This window comes from Methylorubrum zatmanii (assembly GCF_014845115.1).
Lineage (GTDB): Bacteria > Pseudomonadota > Alphaproteobacteria > Rhizobiales > Beijerinckiaceae > Methylobacterium > Methylobacterium zatmanii.
This window is the reverse complement of record NZ_NKUI01000012.1, coordinates 14,939-39,648: the sequence shown is the minus strand read 5'-3', so window position 1 is coordinate 39,648 and position 24,710 is coordinate 14,939. Positions and strand designations below refer to the sequence as shown.

Below are 24,710 nucleotides of genomic sequence, written 5' to 3'. Positions count from 1 at the left end.
CCGCACCGATGCGACGGTGCACACCATCGAGGAGATGGCGGCACGGGTGGAGGAGGGGGTCCAGACCTTCCAGCAGATCGTGGCCTCGACCAACCAGCAGCAGCTCGGCATCGAGCAGGTGATGGGGGCGTTGCAGAACATCCGCCAGGCGAGCCAGCAGACGGCCGCCGGCACCCGCGAGGTCGAGACCGCCTCGGCCAACCTCACCGAGCTGGCCCAGAACCTGATGGCCCTCGCCGAGCGCTATCGGTTTTGACGGATCGCGAGAGCCGCCCGCCGCATGGATATTCGCCAGCAGCTTCTCGCCGCCTTCGAGGTCGAGCACCGGGAGCATCTCGACGCCATCCGTGCCGCGCTCGCGACGGAGGGTCCTGTCGATTGGCAGGATGTCTTTCGTCGCGCCCATAGCCTGAAGGGAGCCGCCCGCGCCGTCGATCTGCCGCCGGTCGAGGCTGTTGCGCACCAGCTCGAAGCCCTGTTCGAGCGCATCAGCAGCGGAGGCCGCCCCCTGGACCGGGCGGCGAGGGCGGCAACCCATCTCGCCCTCGACCGCATCGAAGCCTACGTCGCCGCGGGCGGACAGGCGGTGATGCCGGAGGATGCGATCGCTGCCCTGAATGCCTGTCTCGATTCCGAGGCGGTTGCCATTCCGGTGTCTCCTCCCGCCGCGCCTGCTGCCGAGGCCGCCACTCCCGCGCTTCCTGCGGCGGTCGCAGCCGAGCCCTTGGCCGAGCCGTCGCAGGCGGTGCTGCGGGTGCCCGCGGCGGCAGTGGAAGCGCTGACGCGGGCGAGCCACGGGCTCTGGGCCGCCCTGCCGGGTCAGGGAGCCGTCGCCGGCCGGATCGCCCGGCTTTCGGCACATGCGGGGGAGCTTCGCCGTCGCGCCGAGGCTGCCCGCCGTGCGATGACGGGAGAGGACGAGTCGGAAGTTGCGAGCCTGCGCCGGGCGCTCGCCGAGATCGAGAGCGGACTCGGCACCCTGTCCCGCGAGGCGGCCGATCTCGCCCAGGGCCACAAGGCTGCTGTCCTGTCCGTCGAAACGGCGGCGCGGCGCCTGCGCGAGGAGGCCGAACGCCTCGCTCTGGTGCCGGCCGAGACGGTCTTCGGCGGCCTCGCCCGCGCCGTGCGCGACAGGGCGCGGGCCGATGGCCGAGACGTGGAGGTGAGCACCCGCGGCCTCGACCTGCCGGTAGAGCGCTCGATGCTCCAGGCCCTCAAGGACCCGGTGCTGCACGCCCTGCGCAATGCCCTGAGCCACGGGGCGGAGGATGCGGAGGCGCGGCGGCGCCAGGGCAAGCCGGCAGCGCTGTCGATCCAGCTCACCGTCGAGGCCCAGGGCGGGCGCCTCGTGCTCGGCATCCACGACGACGGTCGCGGCCCGGACCTCGCAGCCATCGAGGCGACCGGGCGGGAGCGGGGTCTGGTGGCGCCGGGAGACAGCCTCGACGCGGAGGAGCTGCTGGCGCTGCCCTTCGAGCCCGGCTTCTCGACCGCGGGCGCGGTCGATGCCCTATCCGGCCGCGGCATGGGCCTGTCGGTGGTGGCCGAGGTGGCCCGCTCCCTGCACGGGCAGGCGCGACTCGCCCGCCGCGCGCCGCACGGCACCTCGCTGATTCTCACCCTGCCCCTCTCAGCCGCCCGGCGGCCGGTGCTGATCGTCGAGGCCGGCGGCACCCGCTACGCCTTGCCGAGCGGGGCGGCGGAGGCGCTGTCGCGGCTCGATCCGGCATCCCTCGACACGGTGTCGGGCCGTCCCGTCGCGCAGGTTCAGGGAGAGGGCGGGGAACGGCTCACCCTGCCCCTCGGCGACCTGAGTGAGCTGCTGGGGGCGAGGCCCGGCCGTCCGGAGGGCACGACGATCCCGGTCATCCGCCTGCGCGGCACGCGCGGCCGCTGCCTGCTCGCGGTCGATCGGCTCGACGAGGTACGGACGCTCCTCGTGTTGCCGGCTCCGCCCATCGGCAACGATGCCAGCCTCGTCACCGGAACGGTGATCCTCGGCACGGACATTCCGGTCCTCGTCCTCGACCCCGATGGCCTGATCGACCGCCTCGGGCGGGCCGGCCCGCGGGCCGCGCGGCCACAACCGGGGGCGCACGATCCCGGCAACGGAACGATGCCGGAAAAACGACGTTCGACGATTCTCGTTGTCGATGATTCGATCACCACCCGCACCCTGGAGAAGAGCATCTTGGAAGCTGCGGGCTACCGCGTGATCGTCTGCGTGGACGGGCAGGAGGCGCTCGACCGCCTGCGCGCGCGCATCGAGCCCGTCGATCTCGTCGTGGCGGATGTGGAGATGCCGCGCCTCACGGGCTTCGGCTTGGTCGAGGCGCTGAGGGCGGAAGAGGATTTCGCCCGCCTGCCGATCGTGCTGATGACTTCCCGCGGCGACGAGGAAGACGTGGCCCGCGGCCTTCAGCTCGGCGCCGACGCCTATCTCACCAAACAGAAGTTCGATCAGCGCGAACTCTTGGATACCATCGGTCAATTGCTGTGAACGGGGATATCGCGCTTCCACGCGTGCGCGTGCTGGTGGTCGAGGATTCGCTGGTGGTGCGGATCCTGCTGACTCACATCATCGCCCGCGATCCCCGGCTCGAACTGGCCGGCGCGGTCGAATCCGGCGAAGCGGCGCTCGCGGCCATCGCGACCCTGCGGCCGGACGTGATCTCCATGGATATCCGCCTGCCGGGAATCGACGGGCTGGAGACGACCCGCCGGATCATGGCCGACCGGCCGACGCCGATCGTGGTGATCGCCGATTCGGTCGAGGATGCTTCGCTCAAGATCTCGATGAACGCCCTGCGGGCCGGCGCCCTCTCCGTGGTCGAGAAGCCGGTCGCCACGACCAATGACGGCTACGAGGCGGTGGCCGGCGAGATCTGCACGCAATTGCGCATCATGGCCGCCGTGCCGGTGATCCGCCGCCGTCCCATCGGCGCGGGATGGAACGAGCGGAAGGCCAGCCCCATCCCGGAAACGCCCGCCGTGTTCGAGGCGCAGGCGACGCCGAGCGTCCTGGCGGTGGCCGCCTCGACCGGCGGCCCCCCCGCTCTGGCCAAGATGATCGGCGGCCTCACGGCAGAGTTCCCGCTGCCCGTTCTCCTCGTCCAGCACATGGGCGCGGCCTTCATGGACGGCTTCGCCAGCTGGCTCGACGGGGTGGTGCCGCTCTCCGTCGCCGTGGCGCGGGACGGCCAGACCATGCAGGCCGGGCATGTCTACGTCGCCCCCGGAGACCGGCACCTCGAACTCGGCCCCCACGGCGTGCTGCGCGTCAGCGACGCGGCCCCCGTCGGCGGCCAGCGCCCGGCCGCGACCGTCCTGTTCCGCTCTGTCGCCCGGCAGGCCGGTCCGCAGGGAATCGGTGTCCTGCTCACGGGAATGGGCGAGGACGGCGCACAGGGGCTTCTGGAGATGCGCAAGGCCGGCGCCGCCACGGTGGCCGAACATGAGAGCAGCGCCGTCGTCTACGGCATGCCGGCGGCGGCGGTGCGCCTCAACGCCGCCGCGCGGGTGCTGCCCCTCGATCACGTGGCGCCCCACCTCGTCCGGCTCGCGCAAAGGAAACCGTCATGACGGCGGGTGCCGCCCCGAATCCCGTTCCGGTCCACCGGCTGCTGCTGGTGGAGGATTCCGAGACGCAGGCCCTGGAACTGCGTCTTCAGCTCGAGGCACAGGGCTTCTCGGTGCAGCGTTGCGCCACGGCGGAGGCCGCGCTCGATCTCCTCAACACCGACCTGCCGGATCTGGTCGTCGCCGACCACCATCTGCCCGGCATGAACGGCGACGAGTTCACCCGGCAGATGCGGCTGTCCCTGCGCACCCGCGCGCTGCCGGTGGTGATGCTGACGAGCGCCCGCAACGGCGAGCGCCACGGCTTCGAGAGCGGAGCCGACGCCTATGTCGAGAAATCCGCCGACCGCGACCTTCTGGTGCTGCGCATCCGCGCGCTGCTGCGCGAGCGCAAGAGCGGGACGGCGGAGGGCCCCTCCGGCGCCGCCTTCCGCCGCGGCCGGGTGCTGATCGTGGATGGAAGCGCGACCTATCGCGTCTTCTTCACCGGCCTGCTGACCCAGGAGGGGCACACCGTCATCGCCGCCTCCGACCGTTCGGCGGCGCTGGCGGCCCTGGACGAACCGGGCGCGGGCTTCGACTGCGTCACCCTCGACCTCGTCGGCAGCGCCTATGACGGCCTCGCTTTGTGCACGGAGATCGCGGAGCGCCGCCTCGCGGCCACGGAGGCTGGAGGCCACGCCTTCCCCCTCGTCGGCATGGCCGGCGCCACCCCCGACAAGGCGCTGCTGATCGCCGCCTTCGCCGCCGGGGCCGACGACGTGGTGTCCAAGGCCGATGGCGAGGTGCTGGCGATGCGGGTGCGCGGCCTCGTGCGCCGCCGCCTGCTGGAGGAGGACAACCGCCGCATCTCCGGCGAGTTCGGCGACCGCGAGCGGGCAGTCGAGCGGGCCCGCGCCGAGGCCGAGGCCGCCGCCGCCCGGGCCGCCCTGGCCGATGCCCTCGAACAGGCCAATCGCGACCTCGAAGACGCCAACCGCAAGCTGACCGAGGCGCAGGCCAAGCTGGTCCAGGCTGCCAAGATGGCCTCGCTCGGCGAGTTGGTGGCCGGCATCGCCCACGAGATCAACAACCCGCTCGCCTTCATTCTCGCACATCAAGGCACGGTGGAGCGCCTGCTCGGCGAATTGCCGACGCCGGACGCACCCGATGGGGCGCGGGCGCTGGCCAAGGCCCGCGACCGGGTCGGCTCGATGCGACTCGGCCTCACCCGCATCCAGGACCTCGTCCTCAATCTGCGGAAATTCTCCCGACTCGACGAGGGCGAGCGCGGCCTCGTCAACGTGCCGGAGGCGATCGAAACGGTGCTGGCGCTGATCCAGCACAAGCTCGGCACGCGGATCACGGTGAACCGCGATTTTTCCGGACGGGCGGAGATCAACTGCACGCCGGCGCTGCTCAATCAGGTCGTCATGAACATTCTCGGCAATGCCGCCGACGCGATCCAGGGTGACGGCACGATCACCGTCGCCACCTATTCGGATGCCGAGACGGACATGATCCGTATCAGCGACACGGGGCCGGGTATTCCCGAGGATCTGCGCGAAAAGATCTTCGAGCCCTTCTTCACCACGAAGCCGGTCGGCTCGGGCACGGGCCTCGGCTTGGCGATTGCGTACAGCGTCGTTCAGGCGCATAGCGGCTCGTTGACCGTCGAGACGGCGCCGGGCGGCGGCGCGAGCTTCATCATCAGCATTCCAAGGCAGCCGGCACCGGTATGAGCAAAGGCACGATCCTGGCCGTCGATGACGAGCCGGACATCCTGATCGCTCTCGAAGATCTGTTCGAGGACGAATACCGGGTTCTGACCTCATCGAAGCCGGAGGAAGCGCTCGAACTCCTGCGCGCCGAACCCGATATCGCTGTCGTGGTCTCCGATCAGCGCATGCCCGGCATGACCGGCGACGCCCTGCTCGCCGAGGCTCGCAGCTTCCACGAGGCACAGGCCATCCTGCTCACCGGCTACGCCGACATCTCGGCGGTGATCGCCGCGCTCAATCGCGGCGGCATCATCGGCTACGTCGCCAAACCCTGGGACCCGACCCTTCTGCGCGCCACCGTGCGCAATGCCTACGAGCGCCACCGCCTCGGCCGCGACCTCGCTACCGAGCGGGCATTGCTGCACGGCCTGCTCGACCATGCCGAGGAGGCGATCTCCTTCAAGGATGCGTCGGGCCGTTTCGTCCGCCTCAACGCCCGCAAGGCCGCCCTCATCGGCAGCGATGTCGCGAGTTGCCTCGGCCGCACCGAGGACGAGATCGCCGGGACGCCCGAATCCCGCGAGGCTCAGGCCGCCGACGGCCGGGCGATCGGCCTCGGGCATGCCGGTTCCACGGTGATCGCCAGCGGCGCCATCGGCGCCGAGCGCTGGTCCCACGTCATCCGCGTGCCGATCCGCGGCGTCACCGACGAGGTGACCCATCTCGCCACCATCGAACGGGACGTCACCGAGCAGAAGAGCCTGGAGGCACGCCTGCGCCAATCCGACAAGATGCAGGCGCTGGGCACCCTGGCCGGCGGCATCGCCCACGATTTCAACAACCTGCTCACCGCGATCCTCGGCAGCCTCGAACTGGTCGGCCCCAAGATCGCCGACCAGCCGCGGGTCAAGCGCTTGGTCGACAACGCCACCGGCGCGGCACAGCGCGGCTCGGCGCTGACCAAGCGGCTCCTGAGCTTCAGCCGCTCCAACGACGCCCATGCCCGTCCGGTCGATCCGAACGCCCTGATCGAAGGCATGAGCGCCCTGTTCGGATCGAGCCTGGGCAGCCTCGTCCGCGTCGTCCGGGATCTGGAGCCCGGCATCCCCTTCGCCCTGGTCGATCCGGACCAGCTCGAACTCGCGGTGCTCAACCTCTGCATCAACGCCCGCGACGCGATGCCGGAGGGCGGCACCATCACCATCTCAACCCGTCGGGCCGAGATCCAAGACGATCCCGACCTCAAGCCGGGTACCTACGCGGTCGTCACCGTGGCCGACGAGGGCACCGGTATCCCGCCGGAGATTCTGGAGCGGGTCTGCGAGCCGTTCTTCACCACCAAGGCGGTGGGGCAGGGCACCGGGCTCGGGCTCGCCATGGTGTTCGGCCTCGCCCAGCAGGCGGGCGGACGGCTGCGCATCACCAGCGAGGTGGGACAAGGCACCCGGATCGATCTCGCCCTGCCGCGGGCCGAGGGCGTCACCGAGGGCGCCTCCGTTCAAGCCGCCCCGGCCGCTCCGCCGGCAGCGATCCCCGCCCGCATCCTCGTGGTCGACGACGACGAGGAGGTCCGCCACGTGACCGCCTCCTTCCTCAATGATTTCGGCTACGACGAAACCGAGGCCTCGGACGGGCGCAGCGCGCTCGCCCTGATGGAGCAGGGCCACGGCTTCGACCTCGTGGTCGCCGATCTCGCCATGCCGGGCATGACCGGCGTTGAGCTCGCCGCCGCGATCCGGCAGCGCTTCTCCGGCGTCCCCGTGCTGCTGCTGACGGGCCATGCGGAGGCGGTGCAGATCCCGGAGGATCTGCCGGTGATGACGAAGCCCTTCGCTTCCGCCGAACTCGCCGCCCGCATCTCGCAGTTGCTCGCAGGCGCGGCCTGAGGCCGATTCGCCACGGCTCACCCAACGCCCGCTGAACCTTGTGCGCGAGGATTGCACTCTGAAACCACCCGGAGGAAGATGATTGTGCGCGGGCTGGATCCCGGCGCGGAAAATTCATCTCGAGGGGATGTGCGATGGCCAGCGTCGATGTCGAAATGGTGAAATGTGCCTGTCCGGACTGCGTCTGCGTGGTCTCGCTGTCCAAGGCAGTGAAGCGTGACGACAAGTCGTTCTGCTGCGACGAGTGCGCAGAGGGCCATCCCGACCACGCCGGCTGCGATCACGCCGGCTGCACCTGCCACGGCTGATCTTTCTCAAGGGTGACCGGGGCTGTCGCACCTGACGACTCCGGCAGCCCAGGTCGGAAAGCCGTTTTCCGGCTCGATTGCCCGCAAAGCGGGTTCCCATCGCCATGGTGAGGCGATGCCGAAGCCGTGGCCATCCTGGACGCCGATTGGCCCGGCTAGGAGTGCCTCACAAAACTCCCGATTCTGCATCGCGTCCTCTCTGGCCGCGACGGCGCAACGGAAGTTTTGTGAGAGACGCCAACTCGCGCAGCATGTTCGCCAAGCCTCCGCTCGCGATGATGGAATGGGGCAAGGCCTGAGGCTTCTCCCTGCGCACGTCGCGACGCCCGAACCTTTCGCCAAAGCAGAGCGGATCGGGATATACCGCGTCCGTAGCCGACATTGCGCTGCGCAAACATGCCGGAAGCCGCCATGACCCTGAGACGGCGTGACCCCGTTGCGAGGAGAAGCCGCCGGTGACCGGCCTGCGCGTGATCGGCCTTGCCGGCTGGAGCGGAGCGGGCAAGACCACCCTGCTCGCGCGCCTCATCCCCGTTCTCGTCGCCCGCGCAGTCCGGGTCGCGACCCTCAAGCACGCCCACCACACTTTCGACATCGACCAGCCCGGCAAGGATTCCCACGTTCACCGGCAGGCGGGAGCGAGCGAGGTCATCGTCTCCTCGGCCCGGCGCTGGGCACAGATCCGCGAGGTCGAGGAGGGGGCGGAAGCGCGGCTTCCCGATCTGCTGCGGCGGCTGACGCCGGAGGGGCTGGTCCTGATCGAGGGGTTCAAGCGCGAGACCCATCCGAAGCTGGAGGTGTTTCGCGCCGCGAACGGCCGCCCACCGCTCCATCCCGACGATCCGCGCATCGTCGGCATCGCCAGCGACGTTGCCTTTCCGCAGGCCGGGCTGCCGGTGGTGGGGCTCGATGACATCGCTGCCATCGCCGACCTCGTCCTCGACCGGGCCGAGCCCCTTGATACGGTGCTCGCCAATCTGGAAAGGTCTTGAGCCATGGCACAGCTCAGCGACGATTGCTTCGCCTTCGGGGCGAAGCCGATGCGGATCGAGGACGCGGTGGCGCAGATCGCCGAGCGCTTCCCCCTGCTCGCCGACATCGAGACCATTCCGCTCCACCTCGCCGACGGACGGATCGCGGCGCAGGACGTCTTCGCCGGGCACGACCTGCCGCCCTTCGCCAACGCGGCCGTCGACGGCTATGCCGTGCGCTTCGCCGACCTGAACCCCGAGACCGAGACCGTCCTGCCGGTGAGCGGACGGCTCGCGGCCGGGGCCGAGGCCGGAACCGCTCAGTTGAGTGGGGCCATCCGCATCTTCACCGGCGCGCCGATGCCGCCGGGCGCCGACACCGTGTTCATGCAGGAGGATGTGCGCCGGGACGGCGACCGGGTCACCCTGCCGCCGGGCCTGAAGCGCGGCGCCAATGCGCGGCCGGCCGGCGAGGATCTTGGGAAGGGCGCGCTCGCCATCCCCGTCGGGCGGCGCCTGCGGCCGCAGGATCTGGCGCTCGCCGCCGCGACGGGGCACGGGCACATCGCCGTGCGCCGCCGCCTCAGGGTCGCGCTGTTCTCCACCGGCGACGAACTGACGGAGCCGGGCGCTCCCCTGCGGCCGGGCGCGATCCATGATTCCAACCGGGTTTTGCTCGCGATCCTGCTGACCCGCCTCGGCGTCACCGTGAGCGATCTCGGCATCCTGCGCGACGATCCCACCACCCTGCCGGGGCACCTCGCGGAAGCGGCGCGGGACCACGATCTCATTCTCACGACCGGCGGTGTCTCGACCGGCGAGGAGGATCACGTGAAGGCGGCCGTGGAGGCGCAGGGCCGGCTGATGCTGTGGCGTCTCGCGATCAAGCCCGGCCGCCCGGTGGCAGCGGGGCTCGTGGCCGGCACCCCGTTCCTCGGCCTGCCGGGCAATCCGGTGGCGGTCTATGTCACCCTGCTCTTCGTGGTGCGGCCACTCCTCGCCCGACTCGGCGGCGCGATTTACGAACCGCCCCTGTCCTGGCCGGTGCGGGCAGGCTTCGCCTACCGCAAGAAGGCGGGCCGCCGGGAATTCGTCCGCGTCAGCCTCGCTCGCGGAGCGGACGGAACCATCGAAGCCCGGAAATTCCCGCGTGACGGGGCGGGAGTACTCACCTCGCTCACCGAGAGCGACGGCCTCGTCGAACTGCCCGACGATGCGGTCGGCATCGCCTCCGGCGACACGCTCGCCTACTACCCGCACGCCCTGCTCTGGTAGAGGTCGGATCGGTGCCTTGCCGGGTCTGCGGCCCTGACGCGGCCCCTCGGGCTCACCTTCCGCTCACGGGAAACACCTGCGCTTCGGGGGCTGCGTAACCCGAGGCGTGTCCGGCGCGACGCTGCACCTGTGTGCAGAAATGCGACAGCCGCCCGGGTTCAAGGCTCGCGCGGGCGGCGAGGAAATAGGTCTCCCAGCCCAGTGGCCGGTATTCCAGAGCGAAGCGCTCGGCGACCGCGCGGGTGCCCATCCCGGCATCGGCCGCACCGGTGGCGATCAGCGCGGCGACCGCTTGGTGGGTGAACTCTTCCGTCTGGTGACCGACGATGGCCTCCGGGCGGAGGCCGGCTTCGGCGCAGAGCCGCTCGAACCAGATCCGGGTGCCGGCGCCGCGCTGCCGGTTCACGAAGCGGGCCCGCCGCGCCGCGATGTCGGCGATACCGGTCAGGCCGAGGGGATTGCCGGCGGCGAGCATCCATCCCTGCTCCCGGCGGAACAGCGGCACGACGATCAGGGCCCGATCCCGGAACAGGGCGTGGAACGGCGATGGCGGGGGGCCATCCGACCCGTAATGAAAGCCCGCGGCATCGACCGTCCCCTCGCGCAGCCGCGCCAGGGCATCGAGGCTGCCGGCCACCATCAGGTCGATGTCGGGCCGGGTCTCCACGATCTCCAACAGGAGCGGATCGTGGCTGGCCGCGAGGCGGAGGCGGGCAGAGGCCGGCTCCAGCAGCCGGCGCAGGCCATCGGTCAAGGCCATCTCCTCCGCAGCGAGCGCCGGTGCGAGACGGACCTGTGAGGCCTGCAGCAGAGTGAGCAGCGCGGTGCCGAAGGGCGTGAGGCTGCTGCCATGCCCTTTGGTCTTCACGACGACGGGACGGCCGAGGGCCTGTTCCAGTGCCGCGAGCTGGCCCCAGGCCGAGCGGTAGGAGATCGAGAGCGCGTCCGCCGACGCCTGGAGGGAGCCGGTCGCGGCGAGTGCTTCGAGGAGCGTGCGGGCGCCCCTGATCGGAAAGGCGAAGGGCCCCTCGCACCAGCCCTCCACCTGCAGACGAACGCCGAGCGACCGTACCGGGTGGGAGGCCTCGTCATCCGCCGCCATATGCAAAGCCTTTCCTATTGATCTTGCGAGGAGCGACGTAGCATCGGAGGGTGTTGCGCACAGCCCCGGCCCGCCCGCGAGCCTAACATTTGAGCCAGACCTTTCAGGAGACGCTCTGCCGCCTCTGGACGCTCGACCGGGATGTCCTGGCGATCGCGTGGCTGTCCCTGCGCGTCAGCCTCATGGCGGTCGGGATCGGGCTCCTGCTCGGCATTCCGCTCGGCGCCCTCATCGCCGTGGCGCGCTTTCCGGGGCGCGGTGCCGTGGTCGGCCTGCTCAACACCTTCATGGGGCTGCCGCCGGTCATCGTCGGGCTGGTGCTGTACCTCGCGCTCTCGCGGTCCGGGCCGCTCGGCCCCTTCGGCCTGCTGTTCACGCCCGGGGCCATGGTGGCGGCGCAGGCGGTGCTGGCAACGCCGCTCGTGGCCGCATTGACGCGTCAGGTCGTGGCCGATGCGGAGGCGCATCTCGGCGAGCAGCTGCGCTCGCTCCGCCTGCCGGCCCTGCGGCGGGCCGGCGTGCTGATCTACGACACGCGCTTCTCCCTGGTCACCGCCGCCCTGGCCGCCTTCGGGCGGGCGATCTCGGAGATCGGCGCGGTGCTGGTCGTCGGCGGCAACATCGACGGCCATACCCGCACCATGACCACGGCGATCTCGCTCGAGACCCAGAAAGGCGACCTCAGCCTCGCCCTCGCCCTCGGCCTCGTGCTGATGGGGCTCGTGCTGAGCGTGAACGCCGCCGTCGCGGTGCTGCGCGGCCACGCGGCGCGGGCCTACGGATGAGCGCCCCCTTCGCCATTCAACTGGACGAGGTCAGTCTGGCGCGCGACGGGCGGACGATCCTCGACCGCCTCAGCGTGGGGATCCCCGCACGGGGCGTCACCGCGCTGATCGGTCCCAACGGGGCCGGCAAGAGCGTGACCCTGCGGATCATCGACGGCCTGCTGCGGCCGGATTCGGGATCGGTTCGGTTGGCACCCGGACGCCGTGCCTTCGTGTTCCAGCGTCCCGCCCTGGTGCGGGCGAGCGCCGCGGCCAATCTCGCCCTCGGCCTCGCCGCCCTGACGCTGTCCCGGCGCGAGCGGGCCGAGCGCGTCGCCGCCGCCCTGGAGCGGGTCGGCCTTTCCGACCGGGCGAACGACGCGGCGACGCGCTTCTCGGGAGGCGAACAGCAGCGGCTGGTGCTGGCCCGCGCCTGGGCGATGCAGCCCGATCTCCTGCTCCTCGACGAGCCGACCGCGAGCCTCGACCCCGCCGCGACGGAGACGATCGAGAGCTTGATCGCCGAGATGGCACGGGCGGGCACCACGGTGCTCCTCGTCTCGCACAATCTCGGACAGGTCGCCCGGCTCGCCGAGGAGGTCGTCGTGCTCTCCGCCGGCCGAGCCGCGGAGCGGGGCCCCACTCGATCCGTCCTCTTCTCGCCCCGCACCGCCGAGGCGCGGGCCTATCTCACCGGAGAATTGCCTTGGACTTCGTTCGCCGCAGCTTCCTGACCCTTGGGCTCCTCGCCGCCTTCGCCACCGTCTTGCCCGGAGCCCATGCCGAGCCGGCCTCGATCGTCGTCGCCTCCACGACGTCGACGGAGCAGTCGGGCCTGTTCAAGCACATCCTGCCGCTGTTCCAGAAGAAGACCGGCATCGAGGTGAAGGTGGTGGCGCTCGGCACCGGCCAAGCCCTCGACGCCGCCCGCCGCGGCGATGCCGACGTGGTGCTGGTCCATGACCGGCCGGCGGAGGACAAGTTCGTGACGGAGGGCTTCGCGAAGGGGCGGCAGGACGTGATGTACAACGATTTCGTGCTGATCGGCCCCAAGGACGATCCGGCCGGCATCCGCGGCGGAAAGGTCGACGAAGCCTTCCGCAAGATCGCGGCGGCGAAGGCGCCCTTCGTTTCGCGCGGCGACCGCTCGGGCACCCACAGCGCCGAATTGCGAAGCTGGAAGGAGGCGGGCGTCGATCTCGCTGCGGCGAAGGGTGAGTGGTACCGCGATGTCGGCCAGGGGATGGGCCCGGCACTCAACACCGCTTCTTCGCTCGGCGCCTACATCCTGGCGGATCGCGGCACGTGGCTCTCGTTCAAGAACCGAGGCGACCTCACCATCCTCGTCGAGGGCGATCCCCGCCTGTTCAACCCCTACGGCGTGATGCTGGTGAACCCGGACAAGCACCCGACCGTGAAGGTGAAGGAGGGCCAGGCCTTCATCGATTGGCTGGTCTCGCCCGAGGGCCAGCAGGCCATCGCCGATTACAAGATCGGCGGTGAGCAGCTGTTCTTCCCGAGCGCGAAGAAGGGCTGAGACGGGATCCGCTTGATCGAAGCGGTTCCCGTCTCGGCAAGCCCGCACGGCGTTTGCGCGAAGCCCAGATCCGCCATCCCGAAGGGATCGAACGGATCTGGTCCGACCGCGCCGCGCCAGCGCGCGAAGAAGGTCTTATCGGCGCGGCGGCGGGCCGGATTGGCGCCGCCGCGCAACCATCCACAGCACCAACACGGCCAGCGCGATCACCACGCTGATCCAGGCCCAGTTGAAGTCGGTGGCCGCCGCCGTCGCCGCCGGCGAACTCGAACCGGAAGGTCCGGTCTCGGAGATCGGCGGGGCGGGGTTGGTGGCCTGGGCGAGGGCCAGATTCAGACTGGCGAGCCAGCCGAAGACGGCGAGGACGGCGTGTCTCATGATACGCGAAACTCCCCTGAACGCGGCTCTCGTTCCCTATCGCGCCGGCTTGTCGAAGCTGAAGGCCGGCGCGTCGTTGAGCTGCGCCTTGGTCAGGCGCACCTCCGCATGGATCAGGTCGCTGCCGACGAGAACGGTCGCGGGCTCTGAATCGGATCGCTTCGGCTCGACCGAACCAGTGGCCTCCGTCACCCGGCCGCTCTGCTGGTTCTGAACCGCGCCCAGCACCTCGGGAGACACCTGGGAACCCGGCATCGTCTCGGGGCCCGCCTTGTCGGCGGCCTTGCGGCCCGGTGCGTCATCGACCGTCGCCACCGAGGACGCGCCCCCGGTGAGGGGCACGTCGCCGAAATTCCAGGCCAATTGGTCGAAGGGAACGGCGACGTATTTCTCGCCGACGCCAAGGAAACCGCCCACGCCGATCACCACGGCCTGGACCCGGCCGGCCCCGTCGAGGAGGACGTCCTCGATCTTGCCGACACGGACATGATCCGCCCCGACCACGCCGACGCCGATCACCTTCGAGCCGCGCAGGGTTCCGGCCTCCGGCTGCGTGATGAAGCGCGGCGCCGCCTCGGCGTAAGCGGGCGCCGAGGACAGGGCGAGCTGCAGCGCGAGGCCTGCGAAAGTGAGCGCGGCCGACGGCGCGCCGGACAGCCTGAGGCGCATCCTTGTCTCCGGGGTCAGTGGTGATCGTCGCCCGGTTAACGGCCGGCGGCCCCGGCAGTTCATCGGCGCTCAGGCGACCGCATCCCACGTCTCGGTGATCACCCGCCCGGCATGGGCGAGGCGGGCGCGCAGTACCACGTCACCCGCCGGCCAGGGATCCGGTGGGCGGAATTCGGCGTAGAGACGCCAGCCGCCGGTCTGCGGCACCCGCTCGGCATAGGGCTCGACGAAGGCGCCCGCGCTCGCCGACAGCGCCACCGCGATGTCCGCTGTCGGATCGTCCGGCAGGCCCGGCCCCTCGAAATCGATGACGTAGAGGCGCCGCTGCGGCGTCGGCGGGTTACTTGGGCGCAACCGCTCGGCGGAGCCGACCCGGGTCGACACCACCCGCGCGAGCGGCGGCGACGGCTCCGCGCCGACGGTGGCAAGGGCGTAGCCGAGTCGCAACGGCCGGCCCGCCTCCACCGGCGCCTCGGGCACGAAGGCGGCCACGATGTTGTCGGTCGCCTCGGTCCGGGACGGGATCTCGAACAGCCGCACGGCGCCGGCGCCGAAGCCGCTGCCCTGAGGGGTCACCCAGAGGCCCGGCCGGTCCTCGTGCCGGGCCTGGACGTCGAGATAGGCCGCGAAGCGCCGCTCCCTCTGCAGCAGCCCGAACCCTTCGAGCGGGCTCGCGCGGAAGGCCGAGATCTGCGGCGCCGGCCGGCCGTTGACCAGGGGGCGCCACAGCCGGTCGCCGGGCGTCTGCACCAGAAGCCCATCGGAATCGTGCACCTGCGGGCGGAAATCGTCGAAGGGCTCGGCTCCCCGTACCCCCGGCCCGTTCTCGCCATGGAGGAACATGCTGGTCAGCGGCGCGAGGCCGAGGGCGGCGATGCGTCGACGGGGGAACAGGGCCGTCTCCACCGCCACCGCCGACGAGTCGCCCGGCGTCACGGTGAAGCGATAGGCGCCTGTCAGGCTCGGCCCGTCGAGGAGCGCCAGGATCGTGAGTGAGGCGGCATCCGCGCGCGGCTCGTCGATCCAGAAGGTGGTGAGATCGGGAAACTCCTCGCCGCTCGGCAGCCCGGTATCGACGGCGATGCCGCGGGCCGAGAGGCCGTAGGTCTGGTTCCGCCCCCTGAGGCGGAAATAGGAGGCGCCGAGGAAGACGAGGAATTCCTCGTGGTCGTCCGGCCTCGCCGCATCGAAGGTGTGAGCGATGCGAAAGCCCGCGAAGCCGAGGGAAGCGGGGTAGCGGCGGCCCTGGAGTTCCGGCCCGAGGTCGAACAGCGACGGATCGTAGGCGAGGGGCCGCACCCCGCCCTCGGGCGATTGGAGAGAGATCTCCACTCGCTTGGCATGCAGGCCGCCGCGATGGAACATCTGCAGCGAGAAGCGCGGGCCGAGCCGCAGGCTCGCCTCGGGGCGGAAGCGGATGGCCTGGAATCCGTCATAGTTCAGCCCGGCCAACTCCGCCGGCAGATCGTCGGCCGCAGGACGATAGCCGGCGCGCGCCAAGTCTTCGGCGCGGGCGGCAACCCGCTCGAATGTGATCGGCCGGTCCGTCGATGAAGCGTTTTCGCGTGGTTGAGCCATCGTTCTGGCGGCATTCAGATCGAGAACACTAGCAACGCTCAAGCCGGCTGTAGCGGTGAGGGCGCTGCGGATGACATCCCGCCGCGAGACCCCCACACTCTCGGGCGCCTCGTTGTCCGCGTCCGATGGTCCTGGCATCCCTTCATCTCTCCCGCGAGTGTCGACGCCCACCATGTCCAGCCCAGACTTGCCGCAGGCGGAGCGCACCGTCGAGACGGGGGCCGGTGTCCAAGCCCGGCCGAGGGGCGCGGGCCCGGCGTTGCGGCCGGCCTCGTTCCGGCTGCGTCGCCTCGCCCTCGCCCTGCCGACCGTGGCGACCGCCGCGCTGATCGCCGCCCTGGCGGTCGCTGCCTACGGGCCGCCGGAAACCTGGCTCGCGCGCGGCGTGCTCGGGCTGTTCGTCGTGCTGATGGCGTGGCAGTCCTTCACCGCGTGGCAGTACATCTACGGTCTCGTCACCGCGCTGCTGGGCGACCGCGCCCTCTCGGCGCTCGAACGGCGCGCCGCCACGATCTCCAGCCGTCCCACCGGGCTCAGCCGCACCGCCGCCGTGGTGGCGATCCATGCGGAAGATCCGATCGCGGTGTTCTCGGCGATCCGGGTGATGGCCCGCTCGCTCCAGCGCGAAGGTGGCGACGGCTCGGACATCGACATCTTCGTCCTCTCGGATACCCGCGAGGGCGCGATCAGCGCGGTCGAGGAGCATGAATTCACCCGCATCCAGGCCTGGGCCCGGCGCGAGGGCCGGGGCATGCCGCGTATCCGCTACCGGCGCCGCACCGAGAATACCGGCCGCAAGGCCGGCAACATCGCCGAATTCTGCGAGACCTACGGGCCCGAATACGATTTCATGATCGTGCTCGATGCCGACAGCCTGATGACCGGGGCCGCCATGCGCCGCCTCGCCCGGCTGATGGAAGAGAATCCCCGTCTCGGCCTGATCCAGACCGTCTCCTACGCCGCCGGCCGCGACACGCTGTTCGCCCGCATCCAGCAATTCGCCGTGCGCCTCTACGCGCCGCTGTCGCTGCGCTGCCTGGAGACATGGCAGGGGCCGGACGGCTCCTATTGGGGCCACAACGCGATCCTGCGCGTGGAGGCCTTCGCCAACAATGCCGAGCTTCCCGTGCTGTCGGGCAAGCCGCCGCTCGGGGGGGAGATCCTCTGCCACGACATCGGCGAGGGGGCGCTGCTGCGCCGCGCCGGCTGGGAGGTGCGCCTGCTGCCGGAGATGGGGGGCACCTGGGAGGAGATGCCGACCAACCTGATCGACCTGCTCGGCCGCGAGCGGCGCTGGTGCCAGGGCAACCTGCAGCATATCCGCGTACTGCCGATGAAGGGGCTGCTCGGCGCCAGCCGCTGGCATCTCGGCGTCGGCATCCTGGGCTATTGCGTCTACCCGCTCTGGATCGCCTTCCTGGCGCTGGGCACGTGGCAGGCGGCGCGCTCCGGCGAACTCGGCCTGATCGGCTACGGGATCGACGGCGCCAACCCGGCCGCCTGGGCGCTCGCCGCCCTCGTCATCGCCGTCATGGCCCTGCCGAAGCTCCTGAGCCTCGGCTACGTGCTCGCCTCCCGCGAACGCCGGGCGGATTTCGGCGGCGCCGGCTCGCTCCTCGTCAGCGCGGCGCTGGAGCAGGCGATCTGGGTGCTGCTCTGGCCGGTGATGGCGCTGTTCGCGGCGGGCGCGGTCATCACGACGTTCTTCGGCCGGGTTGTCCGCTGGGATTCCCAGGCCCGCGACGACCGCAGCGTGCCCTGGTCGGAGGCGATCCGCCTCCAGAGCGACGCGATCGCGGCGGGCGGGGCACTCGCCGTGATGCTGGCCGTCTCCGGCGACACCCTTCTCGCCCTGTGGATGGCTCCGATCGCCCTGGCCCTGCTGACGAGCCCGGCGCAGAGCGTGCTCACCAGCAGCACCCGCCTCGGCCTCGCCTCGAAGGCGAGCGGCCTGTTCCTCACTCAGGACGATACCCGCCCCGCCCCGGAGCTGGTCGAGCTGCATCAGGGCCGGATGGCCGGCTCCGCCGCGATCACGGCCGGGGAATCCGCCACGTGGCTGCCCGCTGCCATCGACGAGGCCGGCGCGCCGACCCTGCACTGAGCCTCGCCCCGCAACAGCCCAGCCCTTCGGCTTCTCGGAGAAGCCGAGGGGTCTTTCTCGGGATGACCCGCTAACGGTCCTGCAGCACCTCGATCGGGTTGGTGCGTTGTGCGGGCGACGGCTCGCGGGTGAGGGTGCTGCCCTGCTTGCGGCCGCCGCTCGTTTTGCCGCCGACATCGGAGGTCGCCGACCCGCCTTGGGACGGTTGGGCCGGTACGGTGCCGCTCGCGAGTTCCAGGCAGGTGATCAGCTCGACATAGGAGGGGAAGCCGCCGGCCTGAAACTGGTTCGAGCACTGGGACTTGGCCGCCGCCGGAAACTGGTTCCAGCGCTTCTTCAGATCCGCCTGGGCGTCGCGCTCGGAATGGAGGCAGGCATCCTTGTTGGCGTTGTCGTTGAGGCTCACCTGCGCCCGTTCGGCGGATCTGCAGGTGGCCTCGACGTCGAGATTCGGTGGGCCATCATCGGCGCGGGCCGCGCCCACGGCGAAGGCGCCGCCGAAAAGGAGGGCGGCGAGAAGGGCGGAGCGGTGCGTCATGGCGGGTCGCATCACGGTTCGAGGCTCGGTGCCCCGACAACGCACGGACAGGCGCAACCGGGCGCCTCTGCCCACAAAAATCACCCGTCGTCAGCCGATTTTCCCGTGTGCGGCGCGCAAGGCGGCATCGAGATCGCGGAAGAGATCGTCCGGATCCTCGATCCCGGTGGAGAGCCGCAGCAGATCGGGCGGACAGGGCGTCCCCGGCCCCTCCACCGAGGCGCGATGCTCGATCAGGCTCTCGACACCCCCGAGCGAGGTCGCCCGTTTCCACAGGGCCACCCGCGCGGCGGTGTCGATGGCCGCCGCCTCGCCGCCGGCCACCCGGATCGACAGCATGAAGCCGAAGCCGCCCTCCATCTGACGGGCCGCCACCGCGTGGCCGGGATGCCCAGGGAGTCCTGGATAGAGCACCGCACTCACGAGGGGATGCGCGGAGAGCCGGGTGGCGAGGCGCAACGCCCCTTCGTTCTGGGCCGCGACGCGCAAGGGAAGCGTCCGCAGGCCCCGCATCAGCAGATAGGCTTCGAAGGGTCCGAGGATCGCGCCCCAACCGGCGCGGATCGCGACGAGCCGTTCCCAGAACGTGTCCCTGCGGGCCCCGGCCAGCACGCCGGCTACCACGTCCGAATGCCCGTTCAGGATCTTGGTAGCCGAATGCATGACGATGTCGGCGCCGAGGGCCAGCGGCCGGGTCAGGATCGGGCTGACGGCGGTGGAATCGACCGCCACGCGGGCGCCTGCCTCCCGGGCGATCTCCGCAATGGCGGCGATGTCGGAGACCGTGCAGAGCGGGTTGCCCGGCGTTTCGATCCAGACGAGACGGGTCTTGCCGGGGCGGATCGCGGCGCGCACCGCGTCCGGATCCTCCATCGCGACGAAATCGACCGTGAGGTCGAGGCGCGGCGCCTCCTGGCGCAGCCAGCGTCGCAGGCCCCAATACATCACCTCGGGCGCCACCACGTGGTCGCCGCGCTCCAGGGCGCAGAACACGGCCGCCGCCGCGGCCATGCCGGAGCTGAACAGCAGGGACCCGGCCTCAGCCCGTTCGAGGGCGGCGATCACGTCCTCCGCCTCCCGCGCCGTGGCGTTGTCCGGCCGGGCATAGGAGAAGCCGGAGCGATAGGCGTTGTCGGGATCGCGCAGATAGGTGGTCGAGAGATGGAGCGGCGGCACCACCGCCCGCGTCACGGGTTCGATCCGCCCGAGCGCCTGGGCCGCCAGCGTGCGCGGGGTCCATTCCTCAGGCGACAGATCAGGATGCGCGGGCTGCACTGCATCCGGATCGCCGTGGGGCGCGTTGGACCGGCTCATGGATGACCTCGTCCGCTATCGGGATTGGTCCTTGGCTTGAGCGAATCCGTCCCGGCGGGCAAGGCAGGGAAATAACGAACGGAGCTTTGCACAGCGCATGAGCGCCCTGGACATCCCCGAGCGGCCGGCCCTGCCGCCGCTTCCCCGGCTCGCCGCCGCGATCCTGCCGGTCGCCCTGGTGACGGCCATCGGCTCGCTCTCGACCGGCGCGAACATCGAGGAATGGTACACGACCATCCGGAAGCCGGCCTTCAACCCTCCGAACTGGGTGTTCCCGCTGGCCTGGACCATCCTCTACGCGATGATCGCCGTCTCGCTGTGGCGCCTGCTGGGGGCCCGGCCGGTGCAGGGGCCGGCGCGCCGGGCATGGTGGCTGGCGCTCGCGGCCTTCGCGGCACAGCTCGCCCTCAACGCCGCTTGGACGCCAGTTTTCTTCGCCGCCCACGAACTCGGCCTCGCCCTGATCGTGGCGGTGGCGATGCTGGCGATGATCCTGTGGACGATCCGCCTGTCCTGGCGCTTCGACCGTGCCGCCGCGTGGCTGCTCGTGCCCTACGCCGCCTGGGTCAGCTTCGCCTGCCTGTTGAACGGGACCATCTGGCAGATGAATTGACCATCGGAGGCGACATCCGATCTTTCCCCTTCCGGGTAAGGGACGTCGTCCAGTCGCGGAAGCGGTGCGGGTTGGCCGATGCCGTCTCCGGCCTGAGTCACCGGAACCGGCGTCAGGCCGCCAGGGCCCGCGTCACGGTCGAGCGCAGATCGGCCAGGGAGAACGGCTTGGTCAGCACGTCGGTCACGATGGCATCGAGGCCGCGGGCGCGTTCGCGCTGATCGGCGAAGCCCGTCATCAGCAGGATCGTCAGATCGGGATAATCGCGCTTGGCCGCGAGGGCGAGGGCGATGCCGTCCATCAACGGCATGCGGATGTCGGTCAGCATCAGGTCGAAGCCGCCGGCGGATTCCGAGAGCCGGTCCAGGCCGTCGCTGCCGTCGATGGCCGTGATCACCGTGTGACCGTCCAGCTCCAGCCCCCGCTTGAGGAAGCCGCGTATCGTATCCTCGTCATCCACGAGCAGGATGCGCGCCATGACCGGACGTCCTCTCCCATTCCTCTCAAGCATCGTCCCGAAAGGCGCCTACCGGCTTGTCTGGTAAAGACGATGCAAAACAAAAGCCGATCAGGTGGCTTGAGTGACTGCGCGGGCGCACGGCCTGTCAAGCATCCCGCGCCAACGGAGTTCCCTCGACGGCCGATTCTACGGAAGTGTCGCGGATTTATCGGGAATTCGAGCCGGCGCGCTCAGGTGCCGCCGAACAGGTCCGCGTCGCTGCTGTCGTAATCGACGAGGCCGACAAAGGGGAGCTGGCGGAAGGCGTGGGCCGCATCCATGCCGTAGCCCACCACGAACACGTCGGGGCAGGTGAAGCCGACGAAATCCGCATCGATCGTCACCGCCCGCTTGCCCGGCTTCTCCAGCAGCACGGCGGTCAGCACGCGCTTGGCGCCCCGGGCCATCAGGAGATCCTTGGCGAAGACGACGGTGCGGCCGGATTCGAGGATGTCGTCGATCAGCAGCACGTCGCGCCCGCGTACCTCGCTCTGCACGTCGCGCAGGATCTCGACCTGACCGGAGGAGACGGTCGAGGTGCGGTAGCTCGACAGGTGGACGAATTCGACCTGCGGCGAGAGCCCGGCCCGGTGGAGCGCGCGCAGCAAGTCGGCGGCGAACATGAAGCTGCCCTTGAGCACCGCGACGACGAGCAGGTTCTCGGGGTTGGCCGCGACGATCTCGGCGGCCAGTTCCTCGTTGCGCTTGGCGATGGCCGCCTCGTCGAACAGGACGCGGACGCGTTTGGATGCGATGCTCATGCGGCTCGGTGCTTCCGAAGAACTTTCTTGAGACAACGCCACCGGCAACGGACGAAGCCGGATTTCGGCGGAGGGCAAGTGTGCACGCACCATACCATGCGTTGCGGGCTCCGCCAGAGCGCTCTTTGCCGGGGCGAATCCCGGTCCGGCGTCAAACACCTCGTTAAAACAAGGACCTAAAGCAGAGACGCGCGAACCTTGGCCTGGCTCCTGCGGGCTGGATTCTGTGGGGAAGATTGCGTCGCGGCCGGAGAGGGGCCCTCACCGGGACGCCTCGGCGCGCACCTCCGTCGAGGCCGGCCCGGTGGCGAAGCGCACCTCGATCTGACGCCCCTTCTCCGGCGGCGCCGACAGGCTCGCCTTGAAACGGGCCCGCTCGCTCGGCTCCAGGGCGGCGCGCGGGCCCGGAACGCTCCAGCGATAGAGCGGCTGCCCGGCCGCGTCGCGCACCTCGACCTCGATCGGCGGGACCGGGACACGCTCGCGGGCCACGCCGACGATGTCTCCCTCCACCTCGAGCCGTGCGGGATTGCCGCCCTCGGCCGGAACCTGGAAGGCGGCGATGTCCCTGATGTCGATGCCGCGCAGGTTCACCGGCAGGCCGATCCCCGCGAACAGGCCGGCGGTCTGCGGCATCGCCCGCACGATTCCGACCCGACCGAGCAGGGCGAGCGGCAGGACCACGGCGGCGGCGATGCCGGCAGCCAAAGCGGGTGAGAGCCGGCGCACCGGCTTCTTGCGTTTGCGGTTCTTCGTCGCGACCGGACGCGGGCGGCGCGGCGGGTCCTCGGCCGGTGCAGCGACCGGCACCGGGTCAGGCTCGGGTTCAGGCGGGGCGGGCGCGGCCGCTTCCTCGGCCGCCTCCATCTCCTCGAACAGGGCGGTGGTCACTTCGTCGGAGGAGATGAACCACGTCTCGCGGCAGGCAGCGCAGCGCACCGAGCGCCCCGCCGTTCCGACACGCTCGGCATCGATGCGATACTCGCTGGCGCAGGCCGGGCAGACGATCAGCATGGCGACGGAGGCCGCGTTGGGTTCAGGTCCCGGCAGCGGGTTGCCGCGCTCGCGAAAAGGACACAAACGTTCTCCCCGTTTAGGGTTAACCGGCCGTGAAGCCTCTCGCGGCTAGCGCATCGTGCCGAAAGGTGGTTTCCGGCTTTCGGGAAAACGACGATGCAGGAGCCGATCCGCGGAGGATCCTCGGCGGATCCCCACCGGCCTCGAAGACGAAGCGTGGAGTGAACGGGCCTTGTCGGCTGGGAAGAACACGGGCAGCCTCCTGTCCGGCGCGGAGGAGCCCGTTGTCCGGTTCGAGAGCGTCGGCATGCGCTACGGCCTCGGGCCGGAGATCCTGTCCGATGTGAGCTTCGAGATCGCGCCGCACTCGTTCCAGTTTCTCACCGGCCCCTCGGGGGCGGGCAAGACGACGCTGCTGCGCCTGATCCTGCTCTCGGCGCGCCCGACCCGCGGCCTCGTCTCGGTGTTCGGCAAGGAGGTCAGCGGCATTTCCAACGACGCCCTCACCGGCCTGCGCCGCCGGATGGGCGTGGTGTTCCAGGATTTCCGCCTGCTCGATCACCTCACCACCTACGAGAATGTGGCCTTGCCCCTGCGGGTGCAGGAGCGGGCCGAGACGAGCTATCGGGCGGAGGTGGTCGAACTGCTGCGCTGGGTCGGATTGGGCGAGCGCATGCACGTCCTGCCGCCGCTGCTCTCCGGCGGCGAGAAGCAGCGCGCGGCCATCGCCCGTGCCCTGATCGCCCGGCCGGAGTTGCTGCTCGCCGACGAGCCGACCGGCAACGTCGATCCGAGCTTGGCGCGGCGCCTGCTGCGGCTGTTCATGGAACTGAACCGGCTCGGCACCTCGGTGGTGATCGCCACCCACGATTTCAGCCTGATGGATCTGGTCGAGGCGCGCCGCATGGTGCTCTCCGAAGGCCGCCTGCGGGTGGAGGGCCCATGAGCGAGGTGCACTCCCCGACCCAGGGCGCCGCCAGGGTCGCCCCGTCCACCACCGAGCCGCCGCTGCCGGTCAACCTGCGCCGGAACGCGCCCCTGGTGCCGACCGACTCGGCGGCGAGCCGCGCGCTCGCGGCCGTCATCGCCATCCTCACCTTCCTCGCCGCGCTCTGTGCCGGCGCGGCCGAGATCGCCGTCTCCAGCGCCGGCCAGTGGCAGAGCAGCGTCGCGCAGGAAGTCACGGTGCAGATCCGTCCGGGAGCCGGGCGCGACATCGAGGCGGATGTGAAGCGGGCGGAAAGCCTCGCCCGCGCGGCGCCGGGCATCGCGTCCGCGCGGGTGTTCTCCAAGGGCGAGTCGGAACGGTTGCTAGAGCCGTGGCTCGGCAGCGGGCTCGACCTGTCCGACCTGCCGGTGCCGCGGCTGATCGCCCTCACCCTGTCGAGCGACGGGCAGCCCGATCTCAAGGCCCTGCGCACGACCCTCACCGAAGCCCTGCCGGGGGTGGCCAGCCTCGACGACCACGCGCTCTGGCTACAGCGCCTCTCGACCATGGCCAACACCTTCGCCGGGATCGGCATCGGCATCGTCGTCCTGGTGCTGCTGGCGGCCGGCCTCGCCGTGGTCTTCGCCACCCGCGGCGCCATGGCGGGGAACCGGGAAGTGGTCGAGGTGCTGCACTTCGTCGGCGCCGACGACGACTACATCGCCAAGGCGTTTCAGAGCCGCTTCTTCCGCCTCGGGCTCAGGGGAGGGGCCTTCGGCGCCGGCGCCGCGCTGCTCACCTGCGCCCTGGCCGGCCTGCTGGCGCGGATGTCCCGCTCCGGCCCGACGGGAGAGGAGATCGAGGCCCTGTTCGGGACGTTTCAGATCAGCTGGCGCGGCTACGCGATGATCGTGTTCATCGGCGTGATCGCCTCCCTCGTCACGGCGGCGGTGTCGCGGGTCACCGTCCGTCGCTTCCTTCGCTAAAAGGAAACTCCGCCTGTCGCGTTAACCTTTCATCAACTCTCGTGGGCCGAGACTTTCCCGGCACGAAATCGTCATGAGCCGCTGTTCCGTTCGTCATGCTTCCGCGAGTGCCCCGCCGACAGGCGGCCGGCCCGGGCCGGCACCCTGGGAACACGCCCCGAGACGCCTCCTCGGAAGCGTTCGGCTGGCTCTGGGCGGATCTG

The 24,710-nt window shown here is 70.4% G+C and carries 23 protein-coding genes and 1 pseudogene; 15 read left to right on the top strand and 9 right to left on the bottom strand.

Annotated elements, in window-relative coordinates; all coding sequences use genetic code 11:
- The 8 genes and pseudogenes from MZTS_RS02085 to MZTS_RS02050 all read left to right on the top strand — a co-directional run.
- Positions 1-256 (top strand): annotated as a pseudogene (locus MZTS_RS02085) (methyl-accepting chemotaxis protein); the annotation flags it as partial.
- Positions 257-280: 24 nt separating this feature from the next.
- Positions 281-2,500 (top strand): hybrid sensor histidine kinase/response regulator, encoded by a 2,220-nt coding sequence (locus MZTS_RS02080; RefSeq protein ID WP_192280955.1) that lies wholly within the window; start codon positions 281-283, stop codon positions 2,498-2,500.
- Positions 2,501-2,523: 23 nt separating this feature from the next.
- On the top strand, positions 2,524-3,582 hold the full coding sequence (gene cheB, locus MZTS_RS02075; protein ID WP_192280968.1) for a chemotaxis-specific protein-glutamate methyltransferase CheB: 1,059 nt from the start codon (positions 2,524-2,526) through the stop codon (positions 3,580-3,582).
- A complete protein-coding gene (locus tag MZTS_RS02070) occupies positions 3,579-5,300 on the top strand; it encodes a response regulator (protein WP_192280952.1) in 1,722 nt (573 codons plus the stop codon). Before cheB ends, MZTS_RS02070 begins: the two co-directional genes overlap by 4 nt.
- Positions 5,297-7,165 carry a response regulator gene (locus MZTS_RS02065; RefSeq protein ID WP_192280949.1) on the top strand — a complete coding sequence of 623 codons (1,869 nt, stop codon included), beginning with the start codon at positions 5,297-5,299 and terminating at the stop codon, positions 7,163-7,165. The genes MZTS_RS02070 and MZTS_RS02065 overlap by 4 nt, the downstream gene beginning before the upstream one ends.
- Positions 7,166-7,299: 134 nt before the next feature.
- Entirely contained in the window at positions 7,300-7,473 is a 174-nt protein-coding gene (locus MZTS_RS02060; RefSeq protein WP_009865168.1) for a metallothionein, read from the top strand.
- Positions 7,474-7,928: 455 nt separating this feature from the next.
- Complete coding sequence (gene mobB, locus MZTS_RS02055) at positions 7,929-8,465, top strand: molybdopterin-guanine dinucleotide biosynthesis protein B (RefSeq protein ID WP_192280946.1); 537 nt, start codon at positions 7,929-7,931, stop codon at positions 8,463-8,465.
- Between the two features lie 3 nt (positions 8,466-8,468).
- Positions 8,469-9,719 (top strand): molybdopterin molybdotransferase MoeA, encoded by a 1,251-nt coding sequence (locus MZTS_RS02050; protein ID WP_192280942.1) that lies wholly within the window; start codon positions 8,469-8,471, stop codon positions 9,717-9,719.
- 52 nt (positions 9,720-9,771) lie between these two features.
- On the opposite strand, the gene MZTS_RS02045 is transcribed toward MZTS_RS02050, so the two are convergent.
- Complete coding sequence (locus tag MZTS_RS02045) at positions 9,772-10,821, bottom strand: substrate-binding domain-containing protein (RefSeq protein WP_192280939.1); 1,050 nt, start codon at positions 10,819-10,821, stop codon at positions 9,772-9,774.
- Positions 10,822-10,910: 89 nt separating this feature from the next.
- On the opposite strand from MZTS_RS02045, the gene MZTS_RS02040 reads away from it, so the two are divergent.
- From MZTS_RS02040 to MZTS_RS02030, 3 genes are read left to right on the top strand one after another with little or no spacing between them, the layout of a single operon-like run.
- The gene (locus tag MZTS_RS02040) at positions 10,911-11,606 is read left to right on the top strand and encodes an ABC transporter permease (protein WP_192280936.1); all 696 of its coding nucleotides are present in this window, start codon (positions 10,911-10,913) and stop codon (positions 11,604-11,606) included.
- Complete coding sequence (locus MZTS_RS02035) at positions 11,603-12,319, top strand: ABC transporter ATP-binding protein (protein WP_009864466.1); 717 nt, start codon at positions 11,603-11,605, stop codon at positions 12,317-12,319. Before MZTS_RS02040 ends, MZTS_RS02035 begins: the two co-directional genes overlap by 4 nt.
- Positions 12,292-13,122 carry an ABC transporter substrate-binding protein gene (locus MZTS_RS02030; RefSeq protein WP_192280933.1) on the top strand — a complete coding sequence of 277 codons (831 nt, stop codon included), beginning with the start codon at positions 12,292-12,294 and terminating at the stop codon, positions 13,120-13,122. Before MZTS_RS02035 ends, MZTS_RS02030 begins: the two co-directional genes overlap by 28 nt.
- 135 nt (positions 13,123-13,257) lie before the next feature.
- Here the strand turns inward: MZTS_RS02030 and MZTS_RS02025 are convergent, their stop codons facing one another.
- The 3 genes from MZTS_RS02025 to MZTS_RS02015 form a co-directional block, all read right to left on the bottom strand.
- Complete coding sequence (locus MZTS_RS02025; RefSeq protein ID WP_192280931.1) at positions 13,258-13,500, bottom strand: hypothetical protein; 243 nt, start codon at positions 13,498-13,500, stop codon at positions 13,258-13,260.
- A gap of 36 nt (positions 13,501-13,536) precedes the next feature.
- Positions 13,537-14,169: a PRC-barrel domain-containing protein gene (locus MZTS_RS02020; RefSeq protein ID WP_192280928.1), complete on the bottom strand. Its 633-nt coding sequence runs from the start codon at positions 14,167-14,169 to the stop codon at positions 13,537-13,539.
- 69 nt (positions 14,170-14,238) lie between these two features.
- The gene (locus tag MZTS_RS02015) at positions 14,239-15,885 is read right to left on the bottom strand and encodes a glucan biosynthesis protein G (protein WP_192280925.1); all 1,647 of its coding nucleotides are present in this window, start codon (positions 15,883-15,885) and stop codon (positions 14,239-14,241) included.
- A gap of 34 nt (positions 15,886-15,919) precedes the next feature.
- Between MZTS_RS02015 and mdoH the strand changes: the two genes are divergently transcribed.
- Entirely contained in the window at positions 15,920-17,851 is a 1,932-nt protein-coding gene (mdoH, locus tag MZTS_RS02010) for a glucans biosynthesis glucosyltransferase MdoH (protein ID WP_192280922.1), read from the top strand.
- 70 nt (positions 17,852-17,921) lie between these two features.
- Here the strand turns inward: mdoH and MZTS_RS02005 are convergent, their stop codons facing one another.
- Complete coding sequence (locus MZTS_RS02005) at positions 17,922-18,389, bottom strand: hypothetical protein (protein WP_192280965.1); 468 nt, start codon at positions 18,387-18,389, stop codon at positions 17,922-17,924.
- 90 nt (positions 18,390-18,479) lie between these two features.
- A complete protein-coding gene (locus tag MZTS_RS02000; RefSeq protein ID WP_192280919.1) occupies positions 18,480-19,703 on the bottom strand; it encodes a trans-sulfuration enzyme family protein in 1,224 nt (407 codons plus the stop codon).
- A gap of 97 nt (positions 19,704-19,800) precedes the next feature.
- Between MZTS_RS02000 and MZTS_RS01995 the strand changes: the two genes are divergently transcribed.
- Positions 19,801-20,316, top strand: coding sequence for a TspO/MBR family protein (locus MZTS_RS01995; RefSeq protein ID WP_009861745.1), 516 nt, complete (start codon positions 19,801-19,803; stop codon positions 20,314-20,316).
- Between the two features lie 112 nt (positions 20,317-20,428).
- On the opposite strand, the gene MZTS_RS01990 is transcribed toward MZTS_RS01995, so the two are convergent.
- From MZTS_RS01990 to MZTS_RS01980, 3 genes are all read right to left on the bottom strand, one after another.
- On the bottom strand, positions 20,429-20,794 hold the full coding sequence (locus MZTS_RS01990; RefSeq protein WP_192280916.1) for a response regulator: 366 nt from the start codon (positions 20,792-20,794) through the stop codon (positions 20,429-20,431).
- A gap of 212 nt (positions 20,795-21,006) precedes the next feature.
- Positions 21,007-21,576 (bottom strand): hypoxanthine phosphoribosyltransferase, encoded by a 570-nt coding sequence (gene hpt, locus MZTS_RS01985; RefSeq protein WP_192280913.1) that lies wholly within the window; start codon positions 21,574-21,576, stop codon positions 21,007-21,009.
- 261 nt (positions 21,577-21,837) lie between these two features.
- Positions 21,838-22,590: a zinc-ribbon domain-containing protein gene (locus tag MZTS_RS01980; protein WP_009863533.1), complete on the bottom strand. Its 753-nt coding sequence runs from the start codon at positions 22,588-22,590 to the stop codon at positions 21,838-21,840.
- 235 nt (positions 22,591-22,825) lie between these two features.
- Here MZTS_RS01980 and ftsE point away from each other — a divergent pair, with 235 nt between their 5' ends.
- Both ftsE and MZTS_RS01970 read left to right on the top strand, forming a co-directional pair.
- Positions 22,826-23,539, top strand: a complete 714-nt coding sequence (gene ftsE / locus MZTS_RS01975) for a cell division ATP-binding protein FtsE (RefSeq protein WP_192280909.1) — start codon at positions 22,826-22,828, stop codon at positions 23,537-23,539.
- The gene (locus MZTS_RS01970) at positions 23,536-24,507 is read left to right on the top strand and encodes a cell division protein FtsX (protein ID WP_192280906.1); all 972 of its coding nucleotides are present in this window, start codon (positions 23,536-23,538) and stop codon (positions 24,505-24,507) included. Before ftsE ends, MZTS_RS01970 begins: the two co-directional genes overlap by 4 nt.
- Positions 24,508-24,710 lie beyond the last annotated feature (203 nt).

What these genes read in the sequence shown, in the direction of transcription:
- MZTS_RS01980 (WP_009863533.1), bottom strand. Translation starts at nt 22,590, where the DNA reads ATGCTGATCGTCTGCCCGGCCTGCGCCAGCGAGTATCGCATCGATGCC.
- MZTS_RS02025 (WP_192280931.1), bottom strand. Translation starts at nt 13,500, where the DNA reads ATGAGACACGCCGTCCTCGCCGTCTTCGGCTGGCTCGCCAGTCTGAAT.
- MZTS_RS01970 (WP_192280906.1), top strand. Translation starts at nt 23,536, where the DNA reads ATGAGCGAGGTGCACTCCCCGACCCAGGGCGCCGCCAGGGTCGCCCCG.
- MZTS_RS02015 (WP_192280925.1), bottom strand. Translation starts at nt 15,885, where the DNA reads ATGCCAGGACCATCGGACGCGGACAACGAGGCGCCCGAGAGTGTGGGG.
- MZTS_RS02000 (WP_192280919.1), bottom strand. Translation starts at nt 19,703, where the DNA reads ATGAGCCGGTCCAACGCGCCCCACGGCGATCCGGATGCAGTGCAGCCC.
- MZTS_RS02005 (WP_192280965.1), bottom strand. Translation starts at nt 18,389, where the DNA reads ATGACGCACCGCTCCGCCCTTCTCGCCGCCCTCCTTTTCGGCGGCGCC.
- MZTS_RS02020 (WP_192280928.1), bottom strand. Translation starts at nt 14,169, where the DNA reads ATGCGCCTCAGGCTGTCCGGCGCGCCGTCGGCCGCGCTCACTTTCGCA.
- hpt (WP_192280913.1), bottom strand. Translation starts at nt 21,576, where the DNA reads ATGAGCATCGCATCCAAACGCGTCCGCGTCCTGTTCGACGAGGCGGCC.
- MZTS_RS01990 (WP_192280916.1), bottom strand. Translation starts at nt 20,794, where the DNA reads ATGGCGCGCATCCTGCTCGTGGATGACGAGGATACGATACGCGGCTTC.
- MZTS_RS02045 (WP_192280939.1), bottom strand. Translation starts at nt 10,821, where the DNA reads ATGGCGGCGGATGACGAGGCCTCCCACCCGGTACGGTCGCTCGGCGTT.
- mdoH (WP_192280922.1), top strand. Translation starts at nt 15,920, where the DNA reads ATGTCCAGCCCAGACTTGCCGCAGGCGGAGCGCACCGTCGAGACGGGG.
- MZTS_RS02060 (WP_009865168.1), top strand. Translation starts at nt 7,300, where the DNA reads ATGGCCAGCGTCGATGTCGAAATGGTGAAATGTGCCTGTCCGGACTGC.
- MZTS_RS02050 (WP_192280942.1), top strand. Translation starts at nt 8,469, where the DNA reads ATGGCACAGCTCAGCGACGATTGCTTCGCCTTCGGGGCGAAGCCGATG.
- MZTS_RS01995 (WP_009861745.1), top strand. Translation starts at nt 19,801, where the DNA reads ATGAGCGCCCTGGACATCCCCGAGCGGCCGGCCCTGCCGCCGCTTCCC.
- MZTS_RS02035 (WP_009864466.1), top strand. Translation starts at nt 11,603, where the DNA reads ATGAGCGCCCCCTTCGCCATTCAACTGGACGAGGTCAGTCTGGCGCGC.
- MZTS_RS02070 (WP_192280952.1), top strand. Translation starts at nt 3,579, where the DNA reads ATGACGGCGGGTGCCGCCCCGAATCCCGTTCCGGTCCACCGGCTGCTG.
- MZTS_RS02080 (WP_192280955.1), top strand. Translation starts at nt 281, where the DNA reads ATGGATATTCGCCAGCAGCTTCTCGCCGCCTTCGAGGTCGAGCACCGG.
- MZTS_RS02065 (WP_192280949.1), top strand. Translation starts at nt 5,297, where the DNA reads ATGAGCAAAGGCACGATCCTGGCCGTCGATGACGAGCCGGACATCCTG.